A 14,121-nucleotide genomic window follows, 5' to 3' on the forward strand; every position below is an offset into this window, starting at 1 on the left:
TATTAGTTGACTAAACTATGGTACAAGTCAAGATAAGACTTGCAAGCTGTATCCCATGAGAAATCACATTCCATAGCTTGTTTTTGTAGATTTCTCCAAACTTCCGGCTGATACTTATAAACATCCAAGGCTGTTTGGAAACTCCAGTTAAGCCAGTAAGGTGTTAAATTATCAAAGCTAAAGCCTGTTCCAGTTCCTTCGATTGGATTGAAGGATTGAACTGTATCTCTTAGTCCTCCAACCTCATGAACCAATGGTAGCGTTCCATAACGCATCGCCATCATTTGAGACAAGCCACATGGTTCAAAACGACTTGGCATGAGGAAGAGATCACAAGCTGCGTAGATTTCTTGAGCAAGTTTGACGTCGAAAGTGATATTTGCTGATAGCTTGTCTGGATAGACTTGAGCAAACCATGAGAAGGAATGTTCAAAAGCTGGGTCACCTGTTCCTAAAAGGACTATTTGAACGTCCTCTTGTAAGAAACGATGCAAACTTTCTACAACGACATCAAAGCCTTTTTGGCGTGTCAATCGAGAGACAATCCCAACCAGAGGAACATCTGCTCGTACTGGTAGACCAACTCTCTCTTGCAATTTTGCTTTGTTTTGTGCTTTTCCAGACAAATCTTCTTTATCAAAATGATAGTCTAAAAGTGGATCTGTTTGAGGATTATAAAGATCTGCGTCAATACCATTGACAATACCCGAAACCTTACCCGACTCCATACGAAGAATCTGATCCAAGCCACAACCGAACTGACTAGTCATAATCTCATGTGCATAGCTAGGAGATACGGTTGAGACACGATCCGCGTAGAGAATACCTGCTTTCATCCAGTTAAGACAGTCATTCCAACGAAGGGTGCCATCAGCATAGCGTTCAAATCCTACACCGAACAAATCCCACAACATTCCTTCAGAAAATTGACCTTGGAATTCCAAATTATGAATAGTTAAAACGGTTCTGATTCCTTGATATGCCTGAATCCATCTGTATTTTTCCTTCAAGAGGAAAGGAATCATAGCGGTGTGATAATCATGGGCATGGAGAATATCTGGAATGAAATCAATTCGCTCCATGGCTTCAAGAGCAGCCAGTTGGAAGAAGGCAAAACGTTCACCATCATCGAAATCTCCGTAAACATGACCTCGGAAGAAATACGTTTGATTGTCTACGAAGTAGAAGGTAACACCATTCAAGACGGTCTTCTTAATACCACAGTACTGTCTACGCCATCCTACACTCACTTCAAAGTGAAGAACATCCTCAATCTGGTCGCCGAACTTAGCCTCTACCATGTCATAGTAAGGTAAAACAACCGCAACTTCGTGCCCTGCCTTTACCAGTGATTTGGGAAGAGCGCCAATGACGTCTCCCAAACCACCTGTTTTTGAAAAGGGCGCACCCTCTGCTGCTACGAATAAAATTTTCATGAATGAATATCCTCTGTAACTTTTTCGCCTTTTTTGACTACAACTGGGTGTTCTGCAGTACCGCGAATAACGACACCGTCAGCAACTTCAACCCCTTTGTCCAAGATTGCATACTCAACTTGGGCACCTTGACCAATCACAACACGTGGGAAGAGAAGACTGTCTTTAACTAGACTATCCTTATGAACGTGAATATTACGTGATAGGACCGACTGAACTACTTCACCCTCTATGATACTACCAGAGGCGAACTGCGAAGTACTTACCTTAGAGGTGTTTGAGTAGTAAGTTGGTTCTTCATTCTTAACCTTGGTATAAATTTTTTGGTTAGGTGAGAAGAGAGAGTAGAATTTTTGAGACTCCAGCATATCAATATTGGCTTGATAATAGGATTGAACAGAGTGAACATTGGCTAGGTAGCCAGTATATTCATAAGCAAAAGCACCTTCTTTAGCTGCCAACTCACGTAAAACATAGCGTAATTTTTCTGGGTATTCTTTTTGAACTTCTTCTTCCAAACGCTTAATCAACCACGGAGTATCAACGACGAATATATCTGTAGACATGTTGAAAAGTTCATCTGTTGATTTGGCATCAAAAAGTTTATGAGAAAGAACACGGTCTGTTTCATCGACTTCCAAGATGGCATTAACATCTGAAATATCCTTTTTAGGTAATTTCTTATAAACAACTGTAATCGGACGACCGGCAGTAGTATGTAAATGGAATACTTGATTGAGGTCAATATTCACCACGATATCACAGTTAAGTGCAACCGTCTGATTTGATCCTGAACGTTTCAAATAAGTGAGAAGCTGTTGGTAATATTCTTTCCCAACTGTGCTACTTTCAACACGCGTATTATAAATACCTAAATAGTAGTGACTGAGAAGGGTAGATAAGCCCCACTCACGTCCTGAACGAATGTGGTCAAAGACTGAACTGATATTATCTTGTTGGAAAATTCCAAAGACACTACGAACACCAGCATTTGCAAGGCTAGAGAGAGGGAAGTCGATCAAACGATATTTTGCTCCAAATGGCAAGCTGGCTACTGGACGATGATCTGTCAAAGTTGACATATCGTGAAAACCAACGGTGTTTCCTAAAATGGCTGAATATTTATCAATCTTCATCTGTTGCTACCCCCACTACTTCATCATATCCTACTACTTGTACTTCGTCTGTTCCATCAATTTCGACACCTTCAGAAATAACAGCACCTTCACCAATGATGGCACGTTTAATTTTTGCACCTTTTCCGATAATGGCACCACTCATGATTACAGAGTCTACTACTTCAGCACCCTCACGTACTTGCGCTTCTGTTGAGAGAATGGAATGCTTAACAGTTCCATCCACGAGACAGCCATCCACAACTAAAGAATCTTCTACATGAGCGTGTTTTCCAATAAAGTTTGGTGGTGAAATCAAGTTCCGTGAGTAGATTTTCCACTGACGATCACGACTATCCAAAGCGTTGTTTGGATCAATGTATTCCATATTGGCTTCCCATAGAGACTCGATAGTACCAACGTCTTTCCAGTAGCCTTTGAATTCATAAGCATAGACACTTTCTCCAGACTCAAGGTAATTTGGAATAACGTTTTTACCAAAGTCTGACATATCTACCTTGTTCTTTTCAGCAGCTACCAGCATATTACGGAGACGTTGCCAATCAAAGATATAAATCCCCATGGAAGCTTTAGTAGACTTAGGTTCTGCTGGTTTTTCTTCGAATTCGACGATACGATTGTTTGCGTCAGTATTCATGATACCAAAACGGCTAGCTTCTTTGAGGGGTACATCCAAGACAGCTACTGTCAAACTGGCATTGTTGTCCTTGTGAGATTGGAGCATGTCATCATAGTCCATCTTGTAAATATGGTCTCCAGAGAGGATGAGAACATATTCTGGGTTAACACTGTCGATGTAGTCAATGTTTTGGTAGATAGCGTGGCTAGTCCCTTCAAACCAACGGTTTCCTTCACTTGCAGAGTAGGGTTGAAGGATAGAAACGCCTGTGTTAATGCCATCTAGTCCCCAGCTCGAACCATTTCCGATGTGGTTGTTCAAGGCAAGAGGCTGGTATTGTGTAATCACACCGACATTGTGAATCCCAGAGTTAGCACAGTTGGAAAGAGCAAAGTCAATGATACGGTAGCGCCCACCGAATTGCACTGCTGGTTTGGCAATGCTTTGAGTGAGTTTTCCGAGACGTGTTCCTTGCCCACCTGCAAGGATCAAAGCTAGCATTTCATTCTTCATTTTCTACTCCTTTTTGGGTTTTATTTGTGACAGTTTTAGTTGGTTTCAAGCGACGTTTAATCTTCCAGATACTTGCCCCCATAGCTGGCAAGGTGAAGGTCAAGGTCTGCTCATAATCCTTCCATAATCCTTCTTGGGTTTGAACCGTTTGGTTGTATTCTTTCCAGACACCACCCCATTGTTCCAATTCTGTATTCCAAACTTCTTCATAAACTCCTGCGACAGGAAGTCCGATTGTAAAGTCTTTTCGTTCAACAGGCGCCATATTAAAGACACAGACTAGCATTTCACCCTTTTTACTCTTACGAATAAAGGAAAGGACACTCTGATCTCTATTATCCGCATCAATAATTTCGATGCCGTCGTAGCTGGTGTCAATTTCCCAAAGACAACGATGCTCTTTATAGAATTGATTGAGTTGAGAAGTGAAGTACTTCATCTTAGCATTCATTGGATCTTCCAAGTTAGACCATTCTAGCTGTTCCTCAGACTTCCACTCTAAGAACTGACCATATTCGCTTCCCATGAACAAGAGTTTCTTACCTGGATGACAAATCTGATAAGTGTAGAGATTGCGTAGTCCTGCAAATTGATTGTAGCGATCACCCCACATCTTATGCATCATGCTTTTCTTACCATGAACGACTTCATCATGTGAAAATGGTAAGAGGTAGTTTTCATTGAAAACGTACATGAAGCTGAAGGTTACCAAGTTGAAATCATACTTACGATAAATCGGATCTTCCTCGTAGAAACGGAGAATGTCGTTCATCCACCCCATATTCCACTTGTAGTCAAATCCTAGACCGCCCATTTCTTTCATACCAGTAATCTTTGTTGCTGATGAACTTTCTTCTGCAATCATCATCACATCTGGATGAGCTAACTTGATAACAGTGTTCAAACGTTGAAGGAAATAGTAGCCTTCGTAGTTGAGATTGCCACCGTCTTTGTTTGGAGTCCAAGGAGCATTATCATAGTCTAGGTAGAGCATATTGCTGACTGCATCCACTCGAATACCGTCTAAATGATAAAATTCAATCCAGAATTTAATGCTAGAAATCAAGAAGGACTGAACTTCATTTTTCCCAAGGTCAAAGTTAAGAGCTCCCCAACCGTAGTTATGGGCCTTATTGTGGTCTTGGTATTCAAAAGTTGGTGTTCCATCGTAATAAGCAAGGGCGTCATCGTTGATGGTAAAATGACCTGGAACCCAATCCACAATTACACCAATATTGTTTAAATGACATTCCTCAACAAAATCTTGGAATTCCTCTGGTCGCCCATAAGAGTGCTCCATAGCAAAGTAACCCATAAGCTGGTAGCCCCAACTTAATCCAAGTGGGTGAGCCATTAAAGGCATAAACTCGATGTGAGTGTAGTTCATCTCAACAAGGTATGGAATGAGTTCTTCCTTAAGTTGTGCAAAGCTGTATGGACTACCATCTGGATTTCTCTTCCAAGATCCAGCGTGGGCTTCATAAATATTGACTGGTCTCTCAAAAAAGCCCCAGCGTTTTCTCCTAGCTAGCCAAAGACCATCTTTCCATTTTTTCTCTGGAATATCAGTCAGGATGGCTCCAGTCTCTGGGCGAGCCTCAAAACGAACCGCCAACGGATCAATTTTCATAATCTGGTGTCCATTTGCACGCGTGATATGATACTTATAAATCTGTCCTTCATGAGCCAGACTTGTGAAGACTTCCCAAACACCTGCTTCATTACGAACCATGGGAATTTGATGCTCTGTCCAGTTTGTAAAATCACCAACTAAGTGCACAGCCTGAGCGTTAGGTGCCCAAACACGGAAGGTAAAACCAATTTCTCCGTCTTTTTCCTCTTTATGTGCTCCTAGATAGTGCTGAAGATGAAAATTTTCTCCAGTAGTGAAGGTTCTCAATGCTTCTTGATTATTCATCCAATCCCCTTTCTTTTTGTAAGCGTTTTCTATAATTCTATTATACTATCTTTTAAAAGAACTTTCAAGCAGTTTACGGAATTTCTTAAAAAATATCTTGAAAATTTTGGAAAAATTATCTTAACTAAGCTTTCACTCATTTCAGAGAGAAAAGAATAATTTACATATATTTTCTTAGTATAATACCAAAACATTCGTTATTTTTCAATTTTAAACTGAATTTTTTAGTAAAAATAAAAATCAGGAATGTTATTTCCTGATTTTATAAATTATTTCACATCAAAAACAATGGATTTGACATTTGTCATTGCTTCAATGCTGTATTTAATCCCTTGCACACCAGCACCAGAACCTTTTACACCAAGGAATGGGAAATTATCTGGCCCACGTTGCGTTTTGTTATTAATATGAACCGTTCCAACTTCAAGTTTTTCAGCGATTTCAAATGCTTTTTTAAAATCATTTGTGAACACGGATGATTGAAGACCGAACTCAGATTCATTGGCAATTGCTACCGCTTCATTTGCATCGGAAACACGGATGATTGGCAGAACAGGACCAAACGGTTCTTCCCATGCTAATTTCATATCTCTTGTGACATAATCAAAAAGCCCCGGCCAAATGAGATTGCCCTCACGTTTGATTGGACTGAGCGCTTTGGCACCTTTACCTTGCGCATCTTGAATCAATCCCCAGATGAAGTCAGCTGAAGCATTATCAATAACAGGTGTGATATCAGCATTGTCAAATGGGTCACCAACGGTTAGCTTAGCAACTTCTGCTTGAAGTAATTCAGCCAATTTATCCGCTACACTTTCCACAACCAAGACACGCTTGATGGCAGTACAACGTTGTCCTGAATAGCTAAAGGCTCCACCGACGATTTGTTTAGCTGCGTGTTCCAAGTCTGCATCTTCGAGAACAATAGCTGCATCTTTCCCACCAAGTTCAAGCATGATAGGACGCATTCCAGCTAAACGACCGATTCGCTCACCAATTGGAGTCGAGCCAGTAAAGTTGATAAAGTTAACTTCTTTGTGTTCAATGATATAGTCACCGATTTCAGAACCTCGTCCAGTTATCGTATTAAATACTCCTGCTGGAATACCTGCCTCATCAAAAGCCTTGGCTAATAACAGACCTGAGATAGATCCTTGTGTTGGCGGTTTAAACATGACGGCATTCCCTGCAATCAAAGCCGGGGCAATCTTAGATCCAGAAAGGTTAACTGGATAGTTAAATGGCGCGATAGCTAAAACGACACCAACTGGCTCACGACGGACAACGGCTAGTTTGTTTTTACTTGCAGCTTCAAAACCGCCACCTTCCATTGCTTGTCCAGTGATACGGAGACCTTCTTCTGCAGCAAAACGAATCAAATCTGCTGTACGTACTACTTCTCCAATGGCTGCTTTTATCCCTTTAGCAACCTCTTTGGCAAGAATTGTACCAATTTTTTCTTTATCGCGTTCCAAAATATCTGCTGTCTTATGTAAATAGGCTGCACGTTCAACTGGTGCTAAATCACGCCATGCTGGGAGAGCTGCACGCGCAGCTTTCATAGCCTCATCTACTTCAGCCTGACTCATAGCTGGTACTGTCCCCAGCTTTTCCTGATTAATGGGTGAATAGATTGTAATTTCCTTTTCAGATGATTTCCAATTTCCATTTACTAAATTCTGATATCTTGCCAATTTTCTTCCTCCTGAAAATTATTAAGACTTATTTTATCAAATTTTCAGAAAATTACAACCCTTTTTGTGAAAAAATTGAGATTTTTTTCACAATCTTGATCCTTCAAATTATTTGAATCTTAATTCTACTCTTCATTAAAAACCTCATAAATGACAAAAAGGATTAGATAATCTAACCCTTTTTACTACATTAATTTATGAGAGCACTTTTAAAACTGCGACACTAATATCATCAATAACATTTTCTTGTTTTGAACGACTGTTGGTAAGGAACATTTCAAGCTTACCTGCATTTTCAAAGTAGAAGGAGGTTCCCTTAGCATTGAATACCACCAATAAGTGCTCTGCTCCACCGTGAATCTCATAAACAATCCACCCGCTATTCTCAGCAGCTGTATGGACAAAGACATGACGGTAAATTTCTTCATATGTTGGATAAGAGAAGGCACTGATTTGCGTTTTTAGGCGGATAATCTGACGAATAAACTCAATGCTTTCTTGGCGTTCATTGATCAGATCCCAGTTGACTTGGTTAACACTGTCCGGAGCATTATAGCTATTCATAGCACGTTCTCGGTCTGCAGGAGTTAGTTCTCCATGTTCACCAGTTGGAATCAACTTAGTTCGACCAAACTCTTGACCTAGTTCTATAAAGGCCATTCCTTGCATGAGAAGATTCATAGCTGTCGCTGTCTCAACCTTGCGCATAATCTTATCTGAACTGTGATCTGGATGAAGGGTTACTAACAAATCATGCAAGTTGTAATTATCATGGGCTTCCACATAGTTAAGAACTTGGTTTGGACTAAGATATGAACCCAATTCTCGACTACCAAGAATAGCCTTAGCTACAATTGGTTCTGTAGCTGCACCACTAACAAATCCTGCCTTGACTGCACCATAAACTTCTCCTCCTTTGACCGCATCTCGCTGATCATCATTGAAGAAACCGATATTTGGCATTTGGTAGGCATTGTCCTTCTTGGCCTTGTCATAAGGAGCAAGACCTGTTCCCATATCCCAGCCTTCTCCATAAGTGATAATACGGGGATCAACCTCATCCAGCGCCCAACGAATCGCCTGCATGGTTTTAACATCATGAATGCCCATCAAGTCGAAACGGAAACCGTCAATATTGTATTCTTTCACCCAATAAAGGATGGAATCAATCATATACTTACGGAACATCTCGTGTTCACTTGCAGTTTCATTTCCTACACCCGTACCGTTTTGAAAAGTTCCATCACGATTCATACGATAGAAATAATCGGGAACAGTTGTCTGGAATGGAGCGTCCACTGTTGAGAAGGTATGGTTATAAACCACGTCCATAATGACACCAATTCCAGCGTCATGATAGGCCTGAATCATAGTTTTCAGATCACGAATGACCTGTCCGGGATCATCTGGATTGCTAGAGAAACTCGTTTCTGGTGAGTTGTAGTTTTGAGGGTCATAGCCCCAGTTATATGCTACATTTCCATCCTCATCATATTCCTTATGGCGATCAAAGATTGGTTGAAGTTGAACATAGTTGCAGCCAAGTTCTTTGATATAGTCAAAGGCGGTTGCTTGACCGTACTGGTTAACTGTTCCAGTCTGGGCAGCACCAAGGAAGGTTCCACGGAGATGCTCCGCCACTCCAGATGTCGGAGATTTGGTTAAATCTCGGATATGCATTTCACAGATAACTGCTTTACATGGATTTTCCAAACGCCAAGGAGCTTCTGTCCCATGTTTGACTTCGAATCCTTCTACTTGTCTGTCTTTGCGAGAAAGAATAACAGAACGTTTTCCGTCAGGACTTGTGGCAATCGTGTAAGGGTCTCTCGTCAAAGTCTGGTGGTGAGGAAAGTCAATCTGATACTGATAAGCCTTACCAGCAAGATTTTCATCTAAGTCTAGACTCCAAACACCAATGGTATTGTACTTATGACTATATGAATAGCTATTACCACGCTCTAGATTAAAGGTTTTCCAAATGGGTGCATCGTTGCTGGTATTTTCATAGACAAACACCTGTACAGATGTAGCCGTAGGAGCCCAAAGTTTAAAGCTTGTCTGATAATCTGAAAGGCTATAACCTAGTTCTCCTTGGTAGCCCCAGTGGTGATCAAAACTAGCGCTATGGATTGCTTTATCAAAAGCAAAAGGATTTTGATCTTTGTAGTAAGGGCTAGCAATGGCCGGATTTTCAGAATAATAAACAGTCTCGTCTCCCTCTAAAATCCATGCTTCTGTCAGCAAGGGATAGTAGTTAAAACGTACAAGATATTCTTTTAATACACCATCTATCTCGGCTTTGAAGGTGAAACTATCCACCTTCTCCTGACTGGTCACGGTAAAAGAAAACTGAAGACCAAAATAAGTGGTCTCTGAAGTTAAAGAGCTTTTGTTTTCATCTCGGTCTGTGCTAAATGAGCAAGCTGTATAATCTCCATTTTTTCTATGAAAATGGAGTAGAACGGGATAATTGTACATGTTTTTTCCTAATTTCTAATTTCTATTTTAATTTTATTTGGTGCTGATGGATTCAGTTGGCATTTCATCACAATGGACAACAGATTTTAACCATGTTAAAACACATCAGGAGAGACAGTTTCAGATTATCTGACACCTAGTTTTCTACTATCATTACATACTTTCTAGCCAAGCTTCATCGCGAACTTCGATACCTAGTTCTTGTGCTTTTTGCAGTTTACTGCCCGCATCTGCTCCTGCTACGACAAGATCCGTTTTCTTAGATACGCTACCTGTTACTTTGGCACCTAGACTTTCGAGTTTGCTTTTGGCTTCAGAGCGCGTGAGGCGTTCCAATTTTCCTGTTAGAACTACTGTCAAACCGGACAAGATTGCATCTGCTACTACTGTCTGTCCTTTGTAGTCCAGATTGACTCCAGCTGCTTTCAGCTCATCTAAGAGAATTTTAGATCCCTCGGTAGCAAAATAAGTCTGAAGACTTTGAGCAATCACACTACCCAAGCTCTCGATACTTGCTACTTCTTCTAGATCTGCTTGGGCTAGATTTTCAATAGAGTGGAAATGTTGGAGCAAGAGCTGACTAGCCTTGCTTCCGACATGGCGAATCCCCAGACCAAACAAGAGCTTTTCAGCAGAGTTTTCCTTTGATGCTTGAATAGCCTGATACAGTTTAGAAGCAGACTTTTCCTTGACACCTTCTAAAAGGAGGAAATCATCTTCTTTCAAACGGTAAATATCTGCCACATCCTTGACTAAATTGGCAGCAAAAAGCTTTTCAACAATAGACGGTCCAAGCCCCGTAATATTCATGGCATCTCGAGAGGCAAAATGAATCAAACCTTCCATGATTTGAGCAGGACAGCGAGGATTGATACAACGCAGGGCTACTTCATCTTCAAAATGAAGCAATTGACTGTCACAACTTGGACAATTTGATGGAATATCTAGTTTTTCTTCAGAAACACGCTTGGACTCTACCACACGCAAAACAGCAGGGATGATGTCTCCAGCCTTATAAACGATAACCGTATCGTCCTTTCGGATATCCTTTTCGGCGATATAATCTACGTTGTGAAGAGTTGCACGACTGACGGTTGTCCCAGCAAGCTGAACGGGAGTCAGATTGGCAGTCGGTGTCACAACACCCGTACGACCAACTGTCCAGTCAACTGAGAGCAGTTGGGCTTCTTTTTCCTCAGCAGGAAATTTGTAAGCTACTGCCCACTTAGGCGCTTTAACTGTAAAACCAAGTTCTTCTTGACCAGCTAGGTCATTGACCTTGATTACCACTCCATCAATATCGTAGGGCAGTTTCTCCCGTTCTTGTCCTACTTCTTGAATGAACTCCCATATCTCATCTATGTTTTCAGCCAGAATTCGTTTAGGATTAACCACAAAGCCAAGCTGTTCAAGATGCTTCAAGACCTTTTCTTGACTATCTCGAGTAGAAGGACTAGCTTCTTGATAGAGGAACGTGGCAAGATTGCGTTTGGTAACTACTGCCGTATCCAACTGACGGAGGGTTCCTGCCGCTGCATTACGAGGGTTGGCAAATTCAGGCTCTCCATTTTCTTGGCGAGCTTGGTTGACCAGATCAAAAGAAGCGCGTGGCATGTAACACTCCCCACGAACGGTAATATTAAGATCTTCTGGCAATGTTAAGGGAATATCCTTGACACGCTTGAGGTTTTCGGTGATATTTTCTCCAATAGAACCATCACCACGTGTCGCCCCAACGACCAAAATCCCCTTCTCATAAGTAAGAGAAATGGACAAACCATCAATTTTCAATTCACATATATAGGTCGGATGGGCTAACTCCTTACGAACACGCGCATCAAAAGCTTCTAACTCTTCACGTGAAAAAGCATCCTGCAAACTATAAAGAGGATACTGATGACTGTATTTTTCAAAACCATCTAAAACCTTACCACCAACGCGATGGGTCGGACTGTCTGCTAAAACTTGATCTGGATAGGTAGCTTCCAATTCGACCAACTCTCGGTAGAGGCGATCATACTCGCTATCTGACACCGAGGGATTGTCACTCGTATAGTACTCGGTCGCATAGCGATTGAGCAAGGCAACTAACTCATTCATTCTTTCATTCATAAAACCATTTTACCACAAAGCAAGCCCTCCTCACAATAGAGAAGGACTGAAAAATGGTTTGTAGTGTAATATTTTCTTAAAAAGAGAAATTATAACTCTTTTTCAAAACGATTTCGCACATAAACGAGGGATAGACAAGACAGAATAATAACCCCGCTTCCAATGATCAGAAAAGAAGAGAGATGAACACTTGGCAACACCGTCATAAAGCCTTTTGCAATCGGCATAAATAGAATGGCTAAGGTAAAAATGGTACTTAATACTCTCCCCAAGTATTCCCCCTCAACTTTGGTTTGCACCTGAGTAAAAAAGTGAATATTAAAAATCGTCATAAACAGTTCACAAACTAAATTTCCAGAAAAGGTAAGAAAAGTTGGCAGTGGTAATCCCATCATAAAAACTCCAACTCCAGTCAAAGCCAATAGAATCAAAAGATTATAAACACTTGCCTTTATTTTACTAGCTAGAAGAGCTCCGATAATCGAACCAATAGCGCCCATAGTCAAAATACTCGCATAAGCTCCTTCTACCCCGTAAAGTCGATTTGAAAAAGGGAGGAGAAATTCAAAAGCTGCAAAAAAGAAATTAACACTAGAAGCTACTAACAAAAGGAAAAAGATTTCTTGCTGATGCCAAATATAGCGAATCCCTTCTTCCATATCAGCAAAAATATTTTTCCAGCTGAAAGTCTTTTTCTCTTGTTCCTGAGTCTCTTTTTTGGGGAGGAAAGCTACTAAGATAAATGCGATGAAAAAACTAATGGCATCTAAAACAAGCGTCATATGGAGACTGGCAAATTGTAGAACGATGAAAGAAAGCACAGGGGAGCTAACGCCTACAACCTGCAAAACGAGCTCTAAGCGAGCATTATAGGTCACTATCTCGTCTTTCTCTACAACCTCAGTTATAATGGCTTTGTTAGCTGTACGAGAAAATGCAAAGGCAACCGCCTGAACAATATTGGCAAAAATCAAGGCAGCAATCATCAAGCTATCATTTCTGATGAAAGAAATAGCTAAACAGAGAACGCCACAAATCAAGTCTGTCGTCATCAAAATTTTGCGACGCGAAAAGCGGTCTGAAATCACTCCTCCAAAGGGATTGACCAGAATCGATGTGACGAGTTCAGAAATCTGATAAATCCCAAGAACAGTCTGTCCTATCGTCCCCATTGATGCTAACCAAACACTGTTTCCATAATCATAGAGCATATTCCCTACCTTATTAATAGCCCCACGACTAATCAACTGGATTGCATGTCGATTCATATAAAAAGCTCCTCTCAAATTTTGAAACTATTGTATCAAAACTGAAAGGAGTCTCTTTATTTTTCCCTTATTTGGGAAATTTAAGCATTTACAAATTTTTCATAATGTTCCTGATAGTAAGCCACTTGCTCTGGAAGTCCAAGCACATCAAAAATATGCATGGCTTCCTGCATCTGACTACAACCTTCTTCTTTCAAGTCTCTTTGGTAAAAAGCGAAACCTTTGAGATAATGGAAGATATTGCGCTCATAAAGCTTGATACCATTTCCAATCAACTTCTCCACATAGCCCTCAAAATAGTCCGCATCCGCAAAGGATCGATTTTCCAAACAATGCTGGTAACAGTTAAGAGCTAAAATCAAAACGAGTTTACGATGCCGTCCAATTTCTTTGTAGTACTCTTCCCGCTCCATGACTTCTCTGCCAATCCGAGCCACATAGTCCACATTGTAGAAAGTATAGAGATTTCCGAAAAGAATCAACTCATACATGGTCCATTCTTCTGTCTGGAAAAGATAATCTGCTACCTTTTCCAAATCACTCTGCCTCATCGTGTAATGAGCATCTCTTTGACAAATCAGACCTTGTAGCAGAATCCAATTCAGCTCAAAATAGAGGGGATTGGTCGAACTCTTAGCCTTTTCAAGTTGTTCTCTTTGAAGCTTTTGAAAACCTGCAATATTATTTGAGTAGTAAAGCGGAATAATCTGTGCCATCAAGGCAACATGTTCATGATTTTGAAAATCCCTAGCCTTGTCCATGAAATTTTCGATTGTTACATGAATGTTATCCAAAATCTCAAAGAAACGTGAGACTGCTAGGTCAGACTCCCCAAGCTCAAAGCGAGATAACTGAGAAGTTGAACAGGATTCACCTGCCGCCTCTTTTAAGGAGTATTTCCCACTTGTTCGAAATTCACGAAATACCTTTCCAAGATGTTCCAT

9 protein-coding genes are annotated in these 14,121 nt (G+C 40.7%); all 9 read right to left on the minus strand.

Features of this window, described 5'->3' with window-relative positions; translation table 11 throughout:
- Nucleotides 1–2: 2 nt before the first annotated feature.
- On the minus strand, nt 3–1,436 hold the full coding sequence (gene glgA / locus B7708_RS09515) for a glycogen synthase GlgA (RefSeq protein ID WP_084975426.1): 1,434 nt from the start codon (nt 1,434–1,436) through the stop codon (nt 3–5).
- On the minus strand, nt 1,433–2,572 hold the full coding sequence (gene glgD, locus B7708_RS09520; protein ID WP_000687022.1) for a glucose-1-phosphate adenylyltransferase subunit GlgD: 1,140 nt from the start codon (nt 2,570–2,572) through the stop codon (nt 1,433–1,435). The genes glgA and glgD overlap by 4 nt, the downstream gene beginning before the upstream one ends.
- Nucleotides 2,562–3,704 (minus strand): glucose-1-phosphate adenylyltransferase, encoded by a 1,143-nt coding sequence (locus B7708_RS09525; RefSeq protein ID WP_084975428.1) that lies wholly within the window; start codon nt 3,702–3,704, stop codon nt 2,562–2,564. The genes glgD and B7708_RS09525 overlap by 11 nt, the downstream gene beginning before the upstream one ends.
- Nucleotides 3,694–5,622 carry a 1,4-alpha-glucan branching protein GlgB gene (gene glgB / locus B7708_RS09530; RefSeq protein WP_084975430.1) on the minus strand — a complete coding sequence of 643 codons (1,929 nt, stop codon included), beginning with the start codon at nt 5,620–5,622 and terminating at the stop codon, nt 3,694–3,696. Before glgB ends, B7708_RS09525 begins: the two co-directional genes overlap by 11 nt.
- Nucleotides 5,623–5,891: 269 nt before the next feature.
- Nucleotides 5,892–7,316 (minus strand): NADP-dependent glyceraldehyde-3-phosphate dehydrogenase, encoded by a 1,425-nt coding sequence (locus tag B7708_RS09535; RefSeq protein ID WP_084975432.1) that lies wholly within the window; start codon nt 7,314–7,316, stop codon nt 5,892–5,894.
- A gap of 195 nt (nt 7,317–7,511) precedes the next feature.
- Complete coding sequence (pulA, locus tag B7708_RS09540; RefSeq protein ID WP_084975435.1) at nt 7,512–9,797, minus strand: type I pullulanase; 2,286 nt, start codon at nt 9,795–9,797, stop codon at nt 7,512–7,514.
- Nucleotides 9,798–9,950: 153 nt separating this feature from the next.
- Nucleotides 9,951–11,909: an NAD-dependent DNA ligase LigA gene (ligA, locus tag B7708_RS09545; protein WP_084975437.1), complete on the minus strand. Its 1,959-nt coding sequence runs from the start codon at nt 11,907–11,909 to the stop codon at nt 9,951–9,953.
- A gap of 89 nt (nt 11,910–11,998) precedes the next feature.
- Nucleotides 11,999–13,177: an MFS transporter gene (locus B7708_RS09550; RefSeq protein WP_084975439.1), complete on the minus strand. Its 1,179-nt coding sequence runs from the start codon at nt 13,175–13,177 to the stop codon at nt 11,999–12,001.
- A gap of 80 nt (nt 13,178–13,257) precedes the next feature.
- The gene (locus tag B7708_RS09555; protein WP_084975441.1) at nt 13,258–14,121 is read right to left on the minus strand and encodes an Rgg family transcriptional regulator; all 864 of its coding nucleotides are present in this window, start codon (nt 14,119–14,121) and stop codon (nt 13,258–13,260) included.

This window comes from Streptococcus oralis subsp. dentisani, from assembly GCF_002096615.1.
GTDB classification, from domain to species: Bacteria; Bacillota; Bacilli; order Lactobacillales; family Streptococcaceae; genus Streptococcus; species Streptococcus oralis_U.

Coding starts and splice junctions, on each gene's coding strand:
- glgA (WP_084975426.1), bottom strand. CDS start 1,436: ATGAAAATTTTATTCGTAGCAGCAGAGGGTGCGCCCTTTTCAAAAACA.
- glgD (WP_000687022.1), bottom strand. CDS start 2,572: ATGAAGATTGATAAATATTCAGCCATTTTAGGAAACACCGTTGGTTTT.
- B7708_RS09525 (WP_084975428.1), bottom strand. CDS start 3,704: ATGAAGAATGAAATGCTAGCTTTGATCCTTGCAGGTGGGCAAGGAACA.
- glgB (WP_084975430.1), bottom strand. CDS start 5,622: ATGAATAATCAAGAAGCATTGAGAACCTTCACTACTGGAGAAAATTTT.
- pulA (WP_084975435.1), bottom strand. CDS start 9,797: ATGTACAATTATCCCGTTCTACTCCATTTTCATAGAAAAAATGGAGAT.
- ligA (WP_084975437.1), bottom strand. CDS start 11,909: ATGAATGAAAGAATGAATGAGTTAGTTGCCTTGCTCAATCGCTATGCG.
- B7708_RS09550 (WP_084975439.1), bottom strand. CDS start 13,177: ATGAATCGACATGCAATCCAGTTGATTAGTCGTGGGGCTATTAATAAG.
- B7708_RS09555 (WP_084975441.1), bottom strand. CDS start 14,121: ATGGAACATCTTGGAAAGGTATTTCGTGAATTTCGAACAAGTGGGAAA.